The sequence below is a fragment of the Bacillus sp. 7_6_55CFAA_CT2 genome (assembly GCF_000238655.1).
Lineage (GTDB): Bacteria > Bacillota > Bacilli > Bacillales > Bacillaceae_G > Bacillus_A > Bacillus_A cereus.
The window spans coordinates 220,431-236,159 of record NZ_JH414708.1 but is presented as its reverse complement, the minus strand read 5'-3'; the positions used below and the strand labels follow the sequence as shown (position 1 = coordinate 236,159).

Genomic DNA, 15,729 nt, shown 5'->3' with positions numbered 1-15,729 from the left:
TAACTTAGTCTCCACCACCTCCGCAATCTCCTCCACCATCACTTGAGCTGCTACAATCGTTGCTACTGTAATCACCGAATCCACTTGATGAGCTTGAATTGGATGAAGATTTTTTGCTTCTTTTTCTATCTTTTTTACTTTCATGACTAGGCCATACTTTATCAAATAATATAAAGAATAAGATTCCTTCTACCATAACAAGCATAACGCCAAAAATACTTTCAATAACATTGGGGGTTATCCCCAAACTTTTAAATATCCCACATAAATACAAGCAAAAAATCACATACAAGAACATACAAATATACCGAAATGTTTTCTCTATCGTAATGACTACTTTTTGTGAAAAAGGTATGTTCTGCTCCTGTTTTTTCTTTATGTACTTTTGTCTCTTTGCTTGCTTTTTCTTCCTCTTTTTACTCCCCATTGAATCCCCTCTTTTTATTATATAATTCTAAATTATCATAATAAAAAATGATTTACACCAATAAATAACAATTATTCACATGTTATTTCTCCATAAAAAAAGACCCTCCTCATAAAGGAAGGTCTCGAATGTATTTCTATTATGATAAAGCAGGAGCTTTTTCAAGAAGCTCTTTCGCATCAGCGTATTGTAAGCCGTGAGCTTCTGCAACTGCTTCGAATGTTACATAGCCATCTAATGTGTTAATACCTTTTAGTAATGCAGTGTTGCCTAAGCAAGCATCTTTGTAACCTTTGTTCGCAATTTGTACTGCATATGGTACTGTTACGTTTGTTAATGCAAGAGTTGACGTACGTGGAACTGCACCTGGCATATTAGCAACTGCATAATGAACAACGCCATGTTTTTCGTAAGTTGGATTATCATGAGTTGTAATACGATCAGTTGTTTCGAAAATACCACCTTGGTCAATCGCGATATCTACAACGACAGAACCTGGTTCCATTGATTGAATCATTTCTTCAGTTACAAGTTTTGGCGCTTTTGCACCTGGAATTAATACTGCACCAATAACAAGGTCAGATTCTTTAACAGCTTCTGCAATGTTGTATGGATTAGACATTAATGTTTTTACTTGGTTACCGAAAATATCATCTAATTGACGAAGACGTTCTGCACTTAAGTCAATGATTGTTACATCTGCACCTAAACCCACTGCAATCTTAGCTGCGTTTGTACCAGCTTGACCACCGCCGATGATTGTTACTTTTCCGCGTTTTACCCCTGGAACGCCCGCAAGTAAAATACCTTTACCACCTTTGTTTTTCTCAAGGAATTGTGCACCAATTTGTGCAGACATACGACCAGCTACTTCACTCATAGGTGCAAGTAATGGTAAAGAACGATTGTCTAATTGTACTGTTTCGTATGCGATTGATGCAACTTTGTTATCGATTAATGCTTTCGTTAATTCTGGTTCTGGAGCTAAGTGTAAGTATGTGAATAAAATTAAACCTTCACGGAAATAGCCGTATTCACTTGCTACTGGCTCTTTTACCTTCATAACCATATCTTGATTCCATGCTTCTTCAGCAGTTTCTACAAGTTTCGCACCAGCTTGTACGTATTCTTCATCCGTAAAGCCAGATCCTAAACCTGCTCCTTTTTGAACAAAAACTTCATGACCATTTTGTACTAAATGTACTGCTCCCGCTGGCGTCATTGCCACACGGTTTTCATTGTTTTTAATTTCTGTTGGAATACCGATACGCATGATTAGTTCCCCCTTGAGTTATGAAATGACCCCTGAATCATTTTTTTAAAGCGCTTTCTACGCTCTTATATTTTAACATAATATCTCAATATTTGACAAAAAAATAACACAAGTTTTCCGATAGATTTAATTTTATATTAAAGGACAGTATTATCCGCACCTCTCAGCACAATGGATAAACTGTCCAATTATTCGAAACTTCATCTTATTTTATTCTATCGATGTCTATGAATAACATCCACTGCACCAGTCACTTCAATAATTGTACCGGTAATCATATCGGAATCGTCCTCACATAAAAACGAAATGGTTCTTGCAATATCTTCACCTGTTCCAGATCTACCAATCGGTGTGTTATGCTCTTTCAGCTGACGTGCTTCTTGAATAGTTGCCTCTTTCATCTCGCCTATAATATCACCAGGACATACCATGTTCGCAGTAATACCATACTCCGCTTCTTCATAAGCAACTGTTTTCGTTAATGAAACAAGTCCTACTTTCGCTGCGGCAAAAGCTGAACGATAAATCCATCCCGGTGCACTATCCGCCCCTTGAAATCCGTAATTAATAATACGGCCAAAGTTCTGTTTTCTCATGACCGGAACGACAAGTTTTAATAAATGAAATACCGCTGTTAAATTTCCCTGAATCATTTCATTCCATTCATCTTCTTCATAATCAACTAACTTTTTTCGTTCAAATACATATGGACCAGCATTATTAATTAAAAAGTCAATTTTGCCAAAACGGCTCATCGCTTTTTCTACTATTTTATGTAAATCTTCCTTTTTCGTGACATCCGCTTGCACGAATTGTAGACGCTCTTCCACATCTTTATATGTTTCTTTCATCGTTTCCATAGCCGTGATATCGCTATGGTACGTTACTGTTACTGAATAGCCTTTAGCCAATAATTTTTCTGTTACTTGCTTTCCTAAACCTTTCGTACCGGCTGTAATGAGCGCATGTCTCACAAAACTGCCCCCTTTTAAATTGCTATACTTCATATGTAACAAGTTCTCGCTCCAATTACAACTAAAATGAATTGAAACAGAGTTTTCAAAATTCTGTAACGTTTCTGGCAAGCACGTTACCAAAATTTGTTTTATAATTAAGTTGTAAACAGTTATAAAACAGATTGGGAGGAATTTACTATGAATAATACATATACAAATATTTTAATCGCGGTGGATGGTTCTAAAGAAGCAGAAAAAGCCTTTAAAAAAGCAATTCAAGTCGCAAAGCGCAACAATGCAACATTAACAATTGCTCATATCGTTGATGTAAAAGCATACTCAGCAGTAGAAGCTTATAGCCGTGCAATTGCGGAACGTGCAAATCTATTTGCAGAAGACTTATTAGAAGACTACAAAAAAACTGCGCTTGAAGCTGGTCTTGAAAAAATTGAAACTGTATTAGAATTCGGTAATCCTAAATCAAAAATTTCAAAAGAAATCGCTCCAAACCATAAAGTAGATTTAATTATGTGTGGTGCGACTGGTTTAAATGCTGTTGAGCGTTTCCTAATTGGTAGCGTCTCTGAACATATTATTCGCTATGCGAAATGCGATGTCCTTGTTGTTCGTGGTGATGAGGAACAAGGTGAGCTTTAATTTATAGATAAAACACCAAGTCCACATAGGCTTGGTGTTTTTCATTTTATAAACTTCACTATAAACACAAGACATGCTACGACAACAACGGTAATTGCCAACACATAAGGCGGAAGAAACTTCAAAGACCATAATGCCATCATAATTGTCGCGATCGTTAAGTACGTTTGCCTTGCATCTGCTGTCATTTTTTTACGAAGTAAGAAAACGTACAAATAGCCAATTGGCGGCGTAATAAAGCAAAGAACATATATGATTTTTGATTTTAAATACCACTTTTGTTCTCCGAGTTTCTTTATATCTTCTTCTATTCTCTTATGCTCTTGCTCTCTCGCTTCTTCTACAAGCGGATTTTCCTCTTCTCCTCGCTTTTCTTTCATATAAGGAAGAAAGTGCATAAAAAAATAGTATGCGAATACGAACGCACCAAATCCAATATTTAATCTTTCTAATGGAATATGTTCACTAAAAAAAGCAGCAGTAAGCACTAAAGACAAACAGTATGTCATCATCCAAAATGAATGTTTTCTCTTTTTCCGTTCCATTTCTTTTTCACCTTGTATATCTTTTCTTTTCGAAATCCATATAGAAATAAAGCAATCTACTACAAATAGAGCAAAAATAAATATCGCAACGTGTACTGTTTCTAAATCCTCAAATGAAAAGATATTTGGGAATGCAACATGTAATACAATTAGCGTGTACAAAATTAACCCTATAAAATAAATACGTCTCATTTTTCATCCCTTTCTTATTTCCTAACATTACGTTAACATACATTTTTTAGAAATAGACGGACAAAATATATATGTGTAAAAAAGGAGGATGCAACATGGATGATTCTGAACGTATTATTTTAGATGTGAATGGGAAAGAACTCGAAATGCTAGATACGATTCGTACTCATTTTAAAGAGAAACATGGCGTTGAACTAAGTAACGGTGCATTACTTAGAGATTTGATGGATATTGAGTATATTCGAATTACGGAAGATCGACATAAGTATGATTAATTTGTGGCTATAAAAAAAGAAGGTAAGCTTCTCTCCATCAAGATTAGCGTACCTTCTTCCCTATAAAATCAATCAACTTCCAACAAACTCTCCAACTAACCCCTTCGCCTTCTCCAAAGCGTTTTTGATTTGTTCAAATCCTGTTCCACCCGCACTATTACGACGCTTTACAGCCGCATATGGTGAAAGAACTTCATACAAATCTTCTTCAAATAAAGAGCTCATTTCTTGATATGTTTCAAGCGGGACATCTAATAAATAAATTCCTTTTTGTGTGCAATGTAGCACTAACTTCCCAACAATTTCATGAGCTTGACGGAATGGTAGTCCTTTGTTCGCTAAATAGTCGGCAATTTCTGTTGCGTTGGAGAAATCTTGCGTCACAGCTTGCCCCATTTTTTCTTTGTTTACAGTCATCGTTTCAAGCATGCCCACCATAATATGAAGGCATCCTTCTACTGTTTTTACTGTATCAAACATTCCTTCTTTATCTTCTTGCAAGTCTTTATTGTAAGCGAGTGGTAATCCTTTCATTACTGTAAGTAAACTGAATAAATTACCGTATACTCTGCCTGTTTTACCACGGATTAGTTCCGCCATATCCGGGTTTTTCTTTTGCGGCATAATGCTGCTTCCAGTTGCGTATTGATCGCTCATTTCAATAAATTGAAACTCTTGGCTACTCCATAAAATAAGTTCTTCACAAAAGCGCGATAAGTGCATCATAAGCATAGATGAGTTACTTAAAAACTCCAGTATGAAATCACGATCACTTACTGCATCTAAACTATTTTCATATATTCCATTAAATCCAAGAAGCTCCGCACTATATTCTCGGTCAATCGGGAATGTCGTCCCAGCTAGCGCTCCTGCTCCTAATGGAGAGATATTAATACGCTTTAACGAATCTTCATAACGATTTACATCACGCTCTAACATCCAAAAGTAAGCGAGAATATGATGAGCAAATGAAATCGGCTGGGCACGTTGCAAATGCGTATAGCCAGGCATAATCGTTTCAATATTATTTTCTGCTTGATGAACAAGAACAGTTTGCAATTGCTTTGTAGCTTTTATAATATGTTCTACCTTTTCTTTTAAATACAAATGCATATCTGTCGCTACTTGATCGTTACGGCTTCGGCCTGTATGAAGTTTCCCTCCTACTTCGCCAATTTGTTCAATTAACATCTTTTCGATATTTAAATGAATATCTTCTGCTTCTACTGAAAATTGTAGCTTATTCTCTTTTGCTTCTTTCAATAAATATTGAAGACCTACCTTTATTTTCTCTGCTTCTTCTTTCGTCACGATGCTCTGCTTTGCTAGCATCGTGACGTGTGCAATACTCCCGTTTATATCTTGATTTACTAATTGTTGATCGAAGGAGATGGATGCTCCAAACTCTTCAACCCATGCTTCCGCTTCTTCTGTAAAACGTCCGCCCCAAAGTTTGCTCACGCTTCCACCTTCTTTTGATTCACTTGGCTGTATACTTTCGTCGGTAAACCAAATAATGAAATGAATCCAACTGCTGCATCATGATTAAATTCGTCCTGGGCAGTATATGTTGCTAATTTTTCATCGTATAAAGAGTACTCAGATTTACGTCCTTCTACAATCGCATGACCTTTAAATAATTTCACACGCACTGTACCTGTTACATTCTTTTGCGTTTCTTGTAAAAATGCATGAAGCGCTTGTTTTAAAGGTGAGAACCATAAACCGTTATAAATAAGTTCTGTTATTTTCTGTTCAATCACTGGTTTAAAATGTGCTACTTCTTTTACGTGTGTTAAATCTTCCAACTCTTTATGCGCAGTGATTAACGTCATTGCTGCTGGGCATTCGTATACTTCACGAGATTTAATACCGACAAGACGATTTTCTACGTGATCAATACGTCCAACGCCGTGTTTTCCAGCGAGCGCATTTAACGTTTTAATTAATTCTGCAAGTGAATATGCAGTGCCATTTAAAGTAGTCGGTACGCCTGCTTCAAATCCGATTTCTACAAACTCTGGTTTATTCGGTGTATCTTCTAACGCCAATGTCATCTCATATGCATCTTCTGGCGGCGCTGCCCATGGATCTTCTAAAATTCCACATTCGTTGCTGCGTCCCCATAAGTTCTGATCGATTGAAAACGGGCTATCTAAATTAATCGGAATTGGTACATCGTTTTCTTTTGCATATGCAATTTCTTCTTCACGTGACCATTTCCATTCACGTACAGGCGCAATCACTTCTAAGTAAGGATTTAATGCTTGGATAGAAACTTCAAAACGAACTTGGTCATTTCCTTTTCCTGTACATCCGTGTGCAACTGCAGTTGCGCCTTCTTGTTCTGCGATTTCTACTAATTTCTTTGCAATAAGCGGACGAGATAATGCAGAGACAAGAGGGTATTTTCCTTCGTATAATGTGTGTGCTTGCATCGCCATCAATGCATATTCATTCGCGAATTCTTCTTGAACGTCAATCATATATGATTTAATTGCACCTACTGAAAGTGCCTTTTCTTTTACAAATGCTAAGTCTTTACCTTCCCCTAAATCTAAACAAAGCGCGATAATATCATAATTTTTCTCTTGTAACCATTTAATTGCAACAGAAGTATCAAGACCTCCGGAATATGCTAATACAACTTTTTTCTTCTTCATTTTGCATCCCCCTAAAGAATAAATATTCATTTTCTTTTATAATAATTCACACTTTACCACCTTTCACAAAATGTATCAAGAGTCATTTTCAAATTTTTTCAAACAATTTCGTCGAACTTCTTTCTGTTTTTCTGTACAATATAAGCAGGAAAACGGGGGTGAACTTATGGAAAAGTATTTCTTATACGATGAACATCTAGGAATTGAAATTCCGCATTTACAAGAAGACTGGGAAGAAATCCCCGAAAAAATGCAACATGCTATTTTACTAAAATGGGAACAAGTTCGCGGGAAAATTCCTGATCGTATAAAAGAACTTGAGCACTATATTAATACAAAACAACATTATTTAAATAACGAAGAAGACTTCGAAGTTTCTTGTAAACTAAATTCAGAAATTGCCGATCTTGCTTCCATCATTAATGACCTTTGGCTTTGGTATCGACTCACTCAAAATGTATCTGAGGGGAAAGCACACCAATGAAAAAAGCATGCCCCTCAATTACTTTGGGTCATGCTTTTTTGTCATAACATGATTTACAATATATCTCTTGTGCTGTTTTTGCCAAACACACATCAAAAGGGCCAACTAATATACTTCTTTCTTTCGGCAACTTTACAAAAGCAACAAGCTCTTCTTCATATTGAATTTTTTTCTGACATGAAATACATATTAATTCTTTTCTTTTGAACATTCCTTTTAGCATACCTTCACTCTCCCCTTCATCTATCTATATTAATATACTCTCATAATAGTTAAGACTTGTAAAAAAATGACACATTCCGAATCTAATGATTCATATACTATGTACAAAAGGAGGTCTACAGCTTATGCGTGCTTTCGTTATTATCGCTTTAACTTTTTTAAGTGTGATTAGTTGGGATGCGTTTTTTAAAGATAAAAGTGATGAAAAGAATACAACGGAATAAAACCCTTTTTTTCTTACTTATTGGACAAACCGTTACAAACTGTCCAATCCTCCGAAATAACTTAGGCTTTTCTACAAAAATATTTAAACATAACATTTTTTGTAGATTCCCTCCGTTTATTGTCGGTTTCCATCCGCATACATTTTTTAAAAGTATGATATAATAGTATAAATCTTGAAGGAAGGGATTTTGATATCATGATCGCTCGAAGGAGCATGTGGCATCGTATTGACGAATCATACACGTAGCGTATTTTTCAGCTCAGATACTTTAGTCTAGCGAAAAAAATACGAGAGTGGGGAAATTATGATTGCCCGAAGGATAATTTGGCAAAAAAAAGACTCTTCTTACACATAGCGTTTTGTTTAGGACTTAATTGTTACTAACTAAACAAAACAAAGAAGAGCAGGATTGCTAAATGACGAATCCTACTCCACGTTTTGTTTAGTCGTTTTAAGACTTAAACTAAAACGAAGGTAGGGAGAATTGATGGACGAGAGGATTATTCGTTATTTCTTCAGCGACATATAGCGTAGTTAGTTTTTTCGTAAACTAACTGAAAGCTACATGTGAGCTCGTAGTTAGTTTACAACACAAAAAGGACTACTAACTACGGAAAGAAGGAATAACGATGAGGAACATCCAAAGTCGGCAAATTATTAAAGAAATTTTTATGGTTTTAATCGGTTCATTTATTTTAGCAGCAGCGCTATATCACATTCACTTCCAAAACCACTTAACAGAAGGTGGCTTTGTAGGAATTGCACTATTCATTCAAAACTTTTATGATATTTCACCATCTATTTCAACTGTATTAATGGATATCCCAATTATTTTACTGTGCGCTTCATTTTTAGGTAGAAAAATGGTTGGTTATTCATTCCTAGGTTCAATTTCATTCGGAGTATTTTATTCCTTTATGGAAAATTATTCTCCATTTACGGTAGATTTATCAAATAACTTATTTATAGCTGCAGTAGTTGGCGGTGCGTTAGCTGGTATTGGACTCGGTTTTATATTGCGATTTGGCGGTGCAACCGGTGGAGACGATATTTTAACAATTGTATTAAGTAAACGAACTCGTTTTACAATTGGGCAAATTTTCTTCGTCTTTGACGCGATTGTTCTTGCGCTTTCATTATATTATTTAAATTGGACAGAAATTGCTTTTACTATTCTTTCGATTGCCGTACAGGCAAAAACATTGGATTTAATTTATTATCCAAAAACAGAAAAAACAGCAGAAAAACAGCCAGTATCTGTTCCAATGTCCAAAAAACATGCAACAAATTAAAAAAGCGAAAGGCTTCGGCCTCTCGCTTTTTTTATGCTCTTTTTTCTTTCTCGACTATATGGCGCACTTGATAAAATCTATTTGCAAATTCAGTAACGTTTCTTGTTAAACGATAATTCACTGTAGATCCAATTGCCATTCCAATTACCGGTATACCTTGGAATAATTTACGACGAAGAGCATAAATCGAAAATGTCTTCAAAATTTGTTTTAACACAACCTCAGTAGAAGCTGTTTGTAGCACTGCTTCGTCTCCTTCGTAAAAGAACGAATCTTCCTGCTCCAGCTCTTGCAATAAATTGTACCATGCATATTGCTGAAGTCTTCCTGGTAGTAATGACGCATGAAACACCTTTAACGCAAGCATCATTTCATACGGCTTGTTCACATCATGTCCAAATGATGTTGCAATAAGTTGGACTGCCTTCACATTTAACGCGATCATAACCGGAAAATCCGCCGTTAATAATAATAAACCTCCAGCACCTGTTGCCCCGCCTTGTACAAATGAATATAGACGATGACGTGCTGTTTGCTGCTCTGCTATGTATGTTAATTGATCAATAGATAATGCTTTCAAATCTTCAAGCTGTTCAATCGATTCATCAAATAATCTTGATGTTCCTAAAATCCGATTACGTGCATCTAACTGTGCTTGTGAACTTTGAATAAATGCATGCAAATGAAAGAGCCATCCATCTGCTTTCGTGAAGAATTCTTTTCGCTTTTTCTCAGGTAATTTCGCAACTGTAGTATGTAACCATTTATCAAACACTTTTTGAAAATCGGTCGCTTCTTGCTCAACTAATTGCGCTTCCCATTCTTTTATATTGTCTAAAATGGCTTGTTCTCGCTTCGATCGCATCGTAACAACCACCTCGTTCGATTTTTTTCTATTGTAACATATTTCTGCTTATTCTTTGCAAATATGCTTGTCTATCTTTATTCACATACCATTTTTGAATGGCATAAAATATTAACAAAAAGGATGAGATAAATCACATGAATCTATCCGATATAAAAAAAGAATATAATGCGGTATTCAGCTTAGGACAAAACTGCTGGCCTGCTTGGGCATTATATCAATTAGAATTATCACCATTTTTTGGCGTTATTGATTTTATGCTAAGCCCCTCATTAGAAAAAGTGAATGTATTATTACAAAATCGATTTGACCGCTTTTTAAATTTCGAAAATTTATCCTTCATCTCATTTTGGGATGATGATGCAAAATTAAGATTAAGGGACAACCTTTATGAAATTGACTCCTGTCATGACTTTAAAACAGATGTAAACACACCAACTTCTTGGCCTTCTTATACAGAAATTAAGTTAAACTATGAACATCGTATTAATCGTTTTCTAGCTACAATTGAAACGGCAGAATCCATATTATTTACTCGAACTGGAGGAACATATGAAGAAGCATGTTCCCTAGAACAAATTTTATCTCAAATCGTTACACATACATTCTCTGTCCTGTTACTAATTCCTGCCGATATACCAACTATCACCCAAGAAGATTGGGGATTACAACGTGTTTGCGTTATGAAATGTCCTATTATGGATGTATACCAATACAATGAAGCATTTTGGAAAAACTTATTTGATGGAATTACGATTAGACCACATTCTTAAATACATGACACCTTTACTACAAAACACATTATAATCTTCCTTATACAAAAAAATAAGGAGTGATTGTATATGTACTTTTGGCATTGCTATACATCACGGGCGTCTTCTCGTACAAGAATATCATTCAGCCGATGAAACATTTTACCGACCTCTTGGTGGTTCAATTGAACTTGGTGAACAATCAGCACATACCGTTATTCGTGAATTTAGGGAAGAGCTTCATACAGAAGTGGAAATCACCAATTATTTAGGTTGTTTAGAAAATGTCTTTCATCTAGATGGAGACATTGGTCATGAAATCATTCAACTATATTCTTTGCGTTTATTAGACACGTCACTATATGAAATGAAAACATTAAATATACAAGATGAGGAAACAGTAGCGTATGCGAAATGGATTCCTATTACGGCATTCATTCAGAAAGAAAAAATATTATATCCGGATGGAGTTTTAAAATACATCCAAAAGAAAAAAGACGAAATCCTATAGGATCTCGTCTTTCTTTTCATATATTAACCAATATCTCCAAGACGTAGTACATCACGAGCAATCATAACTTCTTCGTCAGTTGGAATTACGATAATTTTTACTGGAGAATGTGGGAAGCTGATGAATGCTTCTTCACCGAATACGTTATTACGTTTTGCATCAAAGTATACGCCCATGTACTCAAGGCCTTCTAATACGCGCTCACGAATAATCGCACTGTTTTCACCTACACCAGCTGTGAAGATGATTGCGTCTACACCTTTCATACGAGCAGTGTAAGAACCGATGTATTTGTGGATACGGCTTACGAATACATCAAGTGCTACTTTCGCACGGTGGTCGCCTTCTTCTTCTTTCGCAATGATGTCACGTAGGTCACTAGAGTAACCAGTAAGACCTAACATACCACTCTTCTTGTTTAATACGTTAACTACTTCTTCTACTGTTTGGCCTGTTTTTTCCATGATGTATGGAATTAACGCAGGGTCAAGGTTACCAGAACGTGTACCCATTGTTACACCAGCAAGTGGAGTGAAGCCCATAGAAGTATCGATAGATTTACCGCCTTCTACTGCTGCGATACTTGCACCGTTACCTAAGTGACAAGAAAGTAAGCTTAAGCTTTCAATTGGACGACCTAATAATTCAGCCGCACGCTCAGTTACATATTTATGAGAAGTTCCGTGGAAACCGTATTTACGGATGCCGAATTTTTCATAGTACTCATATGGTAGGCTGTATAGGAATGCAGATTCCGGCATTGTTTGGTGGAATGCTGTATCGAATACTGCTACTGCTGGTACGTTTGGTAATACTTCTTGGAATGCTTTAATACCAACAACGTTTGCTGGGTTATGAAGTGGTGCTAAATCGCTTAATTCTTCGATATCAGCTAATACTTCATCAGTAATTAAAACAGAGTCAGCAAATTTTTCGCCGCCGTGAACAACACGGTGACCGATACCGCCAATCTCATCTAGAGATTTAACGATTCCGTTTTCAGTTAATTTTTTTAGAAGCATATTAACTGCTACTGCGTGATCTGGAATGTTTGTAATTTCTTTTTGTTTTTCGCCATCTACAGTAATAGTGAAGATACTATCTTCTAAACCGATACGTTCTACTAAACCTTTTGTTAATACTGTTTCACTTGGCATTTCAAATAATTGGAATTTTAAGGAAGAGCTTCCTGCGTTAATCGCGATGATTTTTGACATCTAGTCTTTCGCCCCTTTTTCTCTTGGTAGTTGTGTGGATGTTTCCACAAACCGCTCGATTTTATCTGATCAAATTCACTAAATATGAAAACGTTTCATCATTAGCAAATTTTATACTCACGATTTTAATTTAAACATCGTCCGACATATATTTCAAGTGAAAAAATTGTAACACCAAGAAAAAATATATATTACAGATTTCAAAAAAATTCAGTTAAATCTTGTATATATTTAAAAATATGACATATTATATAAAACTGTACTACATGAATCACTAATGCTGTTACATATACCTAGCTTTATTTATGTGTTGCAAACCAAGTATTTAATTGATCCATAATGTCTTCCATCGCCTTCATGTTAGAGAATTTAGGCAACTCCACTAATAACGCCTGTTTTGGCATTGTTACATTAGCGCCTTTCTTTTGGAGAACAAATATACTTTTTGCATTTTTCTCGTTTTTAAACATGGAAACAGGAAGCTGTAATAACCCTTGAATAAAGCATGTTTCTTTAATAAATGCATGTAATTTTGGTGCCTGGTCACTTTCAAAAATGAAGTTTGGTACTAAGAAGAATAAGTACCCGCCCTCTTTCGTATGTTTCACACTTTGTTCAATAAATAAGTGATGGGCATATGACATTCCTTCATCTGCTTTTAATTTATATTCACTTGCACCGATTTCGTTTGGATAATAACCAACTGGCAAGTCTGAAACCACTGCATCAACTGGATCGATATAAAGTGGTGCTAGTCCATCTTGATGGAAGAATTCGATTGCATGCTTTTGTAAATTTGCATTTACTAAAGCAAGTTTAATTAGCACTTCATCCACTTCTACACCAAATCCACTCATTGTTAGTCCTTCTTTGGCGCTATTAAACACTGTAGTCATTAAGTTACCTGTTCCAATTGCAGGATCTAAAACTGTAATTTCATTTTGCCCTTGCATAAATTTATGGAATAAATAACTCATAAACATACCAACTGCATCAGGTGTCATTTCATGATTCGCTTGTACGCCTTCTTTCATTCCTTTTAAGATGGCTAACTGAAATGCTTTACGAATTTCTTCACCTTTATATGTTTCTTCATTAAACGTACTATATTCACGATTCAGCCTTTCAATTGCTGATTCGGATAATTCTTCTTGTAAAATCGCTCCCTCAAACAAGTTATCACCTGTCTCTACAAGCGCCTCTAAATATGTTACATCTAATTCTTTACGTAAAACTACCGCAGAAGAATCAAAAATAGAAAATAATGTTTCTACTGTCTGACTCACGTACATTCCTCCTTCTCTCTTTTACACATAACTTATATCATACCACAAAGTGTTTTTTTCCAAAAAGAAAAAGCGACCTCCTGTAAAGAGCTCCCTTTTAAGTTATATATGATATAACGTTTTTTCTCATATATCGATGCCGTTACAGAGCAATATATGAGAAAAAACGACCTCTTTATAAGAGGTCATTTCCTTCACATTACTTCGCAGATTTAGCTGCTTCTAATGCTGCTTCATAGTTTGGATGGCTTGTACCTTCGCTTACGTACTCTGCGTAAACTACTTTGTCGTTGCTATCTACTACGAATACTGCACGAGCAAGTAAACGAAGCTCTTTCATTACTAAGCCGTAAGCTTCACCGAATGAAAGGTCACGGTGGTCAGAAAGTGTTACAACATTTTCTAAACCGTTTGCTGCACACCAGCGTTTTTGAGCGAATGGTAAATCAGCGCTAATTGTTAATACTTTCGCGTTTTCAATACCTGCTGCATCTTGGTTAAAACGACGTGTTTGTGCATCACAAACACCTGTGTCGATTGAAGGTACAACACTAATTAATTTCACTTCGCCTTTGTATGTTTCTAAACTTACTGGAGATAAGTCGTTTGCTAATACTTGGAAGTTTGGCGCTTGATCGCCAACTTTAACTTCTGTTCCAACTAAAGTCATTGGATTACCTTTAAAAGTTACGTTTGCCACTTGAAAATCCTCCCTTATTTAAACAAAATATGTACAATGTAAATGATAGTTTGTCCCTATCGATAATGCAAATAAAATCGCTTTATTTACAAAAAAATTAAAGAAGCTAACCTATTGATTAGCTTCTTTATTCGTTAAATTTGAAATTCAGGATCATCTTCTTTTCGTTTATCCATCATTTCTTTCACTTTATCAACAGCTTGTGGAGCTAATTCAATTATTTTATCGATGACGTGTGTTTGTTTATCTAAGTGCAATACTTTCACACCATCTCCATTTATAACAAGAAAGGCAACAGGATTAATAGAAACTCCTCCACCACTTCCCCCGCCAAATGGATGGCGGCCTGAATGTTCTACTTTACCAAATTCACTTCCACCAGCAGCAAATCCAAAACTTACTTTCGAAACAGTAAGAATTACACTTCCATCTGCCGCTTTAATTGGGTCACCAACAATGGTATTTACATCAGTCATTTGTTTTAAATGCTGCATTGCGGTTGTCATTAAACCTTGAATTGGATGGTCCATTCTATATCCCCCCTATGCTTGAACAGATTTTTCTGTCATACCAGATCTTTGCTTCCTCATAAATATGAGCAATTTCACCGCTGTTTTTATAGTGCGGAATATCCGAAAAGATGCTGTTAACTCACATCTTGACGCAAATCCTTTCCCTTGAAAAACAGGAGTAATTTCAAATTCTGGTACATCGACAATATGCATATATTGTCCGACAACTCCAGCAGCCATACCTTTTGTCCCCCATGCATATCCAGTGACAATTCCAGTACTAGCTGCGTCGCCTGCTCCAATTTGTGTATGCCATTTCCAACCATTGATTTTCACTCGTTTGAGAAAATCTTTAACAATAGTATGAACTTCTTGAAGCTTTTTTATCAGTTCACCAATGCTGTCAAGTTGCGCCATAATTTTATTATCGAGTCCGCCGTCCTCTTCAGCTTTTTCGATTTTCTGTCCTGTCTTTTTCTGCTGTTTTTCAATTCTTTCCAACACATCAAATGTATATCGAATCATCCATATTTTCACTTGAAGCAAACATTGCTTTTCCATTTCTGAATATAAAAATGTCACCTTAAGCTTTATTTTCGACAATAGTATAAACAAAATAAAAAGAAGAAGAATTATTATTCCAATTACGAACCACTTCATACGTATCATCCTTT

19 protein-coding genes are annotated in these 15,729 nt (G+C 35.8%); 6 read left to right on the top strand and 13 right to left on the bottom strand.

Translation table 11 applies throughout. The features are described from left to right. Positions 1–4: 4 nt before the first annotated feature. The 3 genes from HMPREF1014_RS01350 to HMPREF1014_RS01340 all read right to left on the bottom strand — a co-directional run bounded on the left by HMPREF1014_RS01350 (position 5) and on the right by HMPREF1014_RS01340 (position 2,707). On the bottom strand, positions 5–427 hold the full coding sequence (locus HMPREF1014_RS01350; RefSeq protein ID WP_000534933.1) for a hypothetical protein: 423 nt from the start codon (positions 425–427) through the stop codon (positions 5–7). 139 nt (positions 428–566) lie between these two features. Next, positions 567–1,700, bottom strand: a complete 1,134-nt coding sequence (ald, locus tag HMPREF1014_RS01345) for an alanine dehydrogenase (protein WP_001219402.1) — start codon at positions 1,698–1,700, stop codon at positions 567–569. A 215-nt stretch (positions 1,701–1,915) separates the two neighbouring features. After that, positions 1,916–2,707, bottom strand: coding sequence for an SDR family oxidoreductase (locus HMPREF1014_RS01340; protein WP_002005829.1), 792 nt, complete (start codon positions 2,705–2,707; stop codon positions 1,916–1,918). A 147-nt stretch (positions 2,708–2,854) separates the two neighbouring features. Between HMPREF1014_RS01340 and HMPREF1014_RS01335 the strand changes: the two genes are divergently transcribed. Continuing rightward, positions 2,855–3,313 (top strand): universal stress protein, encoded by a 459-nt coding sequence (locus HMPREF1014_RS01335; protein WP_001066673.1) that lies wholly within the window; start codon positions 2,855–2,857, stop codon positions 3,311–3,313. Between the two features lie 41 nt (positions 3,314–3,354). On the opposite strand, the gene HMPREF1014_RS01330 is transcribed toward HMPREF1014_RS01335, so the two are convergent. Further along, positions 3,355–4,050, bottom strand: coding sequence for a hypothetical protein (locus HMPREF1014_RS01330; RefSeq protein WP_001252886.1), 696 nt, complete (start codon positions 4,048–4,050; stop codon positions 3,355–3,357). 95 nt (positions 4,051–4,145) lie between these two features. On the opposite strand from HMPREF1014_RS01330, the gene HMPREF1014_RS01325 reads away from it, so the two are divergent. Beyond that, the gene (locus HMPREF1014_RS01325; protein WP_000342765.1) at positions 4,146–4,325 is read left to right on the top strand and encodes a hypothetical protein; all 180 of its coding nucleotides are present in this window, start codon (positions 4,146–4,148) and stop codon (positions 4,323–4,325) included. A 72-nt stretch (positions 4,326–4,397) separates the two neighbouring features. On the opposite strand, the gene argH is transcribed toward HMPREF1014_RS01325, so the two are convergent. Together argH and HMPREF1014_RS01315 are read right to left on the bottom strand one after the other, a co-directional pair. Beyond that, a complete protein-coding gene (gene argH / locus HMPREF1014_RS01320; protein ID WP_000041291.1) occupies positions 4,398–5,786 on the bottom strand; it encodes an argininosuccinate lyase in 1,389 nt (462 codons plus the stop codon). Next, positions 5,783–6,988, bottom strand: a complete 1,206-nt coding sequence (locus HMPREF1014_RS01315) for an argininosuccinate synthase (protein ID WP_000727588.1) — start codon at positions 6,986–6,988, stop codon at positions 5,783–5,785. The genes argH and HMPREF1014_RS01315 overlap by 4 nt, the downstream gene beginning before the upstream one ends. Before the next feature lie 166 nt (positions 6,989–7,154). Between HMPREF1014_RS01315 and HMPREF1014_RS01310 the strand changes: the two genes are divergently transcribed. Next, the gene (locus HMPREF1014_RS01310) at positions 7,155–7,472 is read left to right on the top strand and encodes a hypothetical protein (protein ID WP_000417218.1); all 318 of its coding nucleotides are present in this window, start codon (positions 7,155–7,157) and stop codon (positions 7,470–7,472) included. 28 nt (positions 7,473–7,500) lie between these two features. Here the strand turns inward: HMPREF1014_RS01310 and HMPREF1014_RS01305 are convergent, their stop codons facing one another. Then, entirely contained in the window at positions 7,501–7,695 is a 195-nt protein-coding gene (locus tag HMPREF1014_RS01305) for a hypothetical protein (RefSeq protein ID WP_000911985.1), read from the bottom strand. A gap of 854 nt (positions 7,696–8,549) precedes the next feature. Here HMPREF1014_RS01305 and HMPREF1014_RS01300 point away from each other — a divergent pair. Continuing rightward, positions 8,550–9,212, top strand: coding sequence for a YitT family protein (locus tag HMPREF1014_RS01300; protein ID WP_001244515.1), 663 nt, complete (start codon positions 8,550–8,552; stop codon positions 9,210–9,212). Between the two features lie 31 nt (positions 9,213–9,243). On the opposite strand, the gene HMPREF1014_RS01295 is transcribed toward HMPREF1014_RS01300, so the two are convergent. After that, a complete protein-coding gene (locus HMPREF1014_RS01295; protein ID WP_001256853.1) occupies positions 9,244–10,077 on the bottom strand; it encodes an EcsC family protein in 834 nt (277 codons plus the stop codon). 137 nt (positions 10,078–10,214) lie between these two features. Here HMPREF1014_RS01295 and HMPREF1014_RS01290 point away from each other — a divergent pair, with 137 nt between their 5' ends. Continuing rightward, positions 10,215–10,850: a DUF1796 family putative cysteine peptidase gene (locus HMPREF1014_RS01290; RefSeq protein ID WP_001053735.1), complete on the top strand. Its 636-nt coding sequence runs from the start codon at positions 10,215–10,217 to the stop codon at positions 10,848–10,850. Positions 10,851–10,917: 67 nt separating this feature from the next. After that, a complete protein-coding gene (locus tag HMPREF1014_RS01285) occupies positions 10,918–11,340 on the top strand; it encodes an NUDIX hydrolase (RefSeq protein ID WP_085959026.1) in 423 nt (140 codons plus the stop codon). Between the two features lie 23 nt (positions 11,341–11,363). Here HMPREF1014_RS01285 and ackA read toward each other — a convergent pair whose 3' ends face one another. The 5 genes from ackA to HMPREF1014_RS01260 form a co-directional block, all read right to left on the bottom strand. Further along, positions 11,364–12,557, bottom strand: coding sequence for an acetate kinase (ackA, locus tag HMPREF1014_RS01280; protein WP_000034575.1), 1,194 nt, complete (start codon positions 12,555–12,557; stop codon positions 11,364–11,366). Positions 12,558–12,856: 299 nt separating this feature from the next. Further along, positions 12,857–13,843 carry a class I SAM-dependent methyltransferase gene (locus HMPREF1014_RS01275; protein ID WP_000084367.1) on the bottom strand — a complete coding sequence of 329 codons (987 nt, stop codon included), beginning with the start codon at positions 13,841–13,843 and terminating at the stop codon, positions 12,857–12,859. A 199-nt stretch (positions 13,844–14,042) separates the two neighbouring features. Further along, on the bottom strand, positions 14,043–14,543 hold the full coding sequence (tpx, locus tag HMPREF1014_RS01270; RefSeq protein WP_000024525.1) for a thiol peroxidase: 501 nt from the start codon (positions 14,541–14,543) through the stop codon (positions 14,043–14,045). A gap of 134 nt (positions 14,544–14,677) precedes the next feature. Next, complete coding sequence (gene ytfJ, locus HMPREF1014_RS01265) at positions 14,678–15,073, bottom strand: GerW family sporulation protein (RefSeq protein ID WP_000350003.1); 396 nt, start codon at positions 15,071–15,073, stop codon at positions 14,678–14,680. A 12-nt stretch (positions 15,074–15,085) separates the two neighbouring features. Further along, complete coding sequence (locus HMPREF1014_RS01260) at positions 15,086–15,724, bottom strand: DUF2953 domain-containing protein (RefSeq protein ID WP_002098024.1); 639 nt, start codon at positions 15,722–15,724, stop codon at positions 15,086–15,088. Positions 15,725–15,729: the final 5 nt, after the last annotated feature.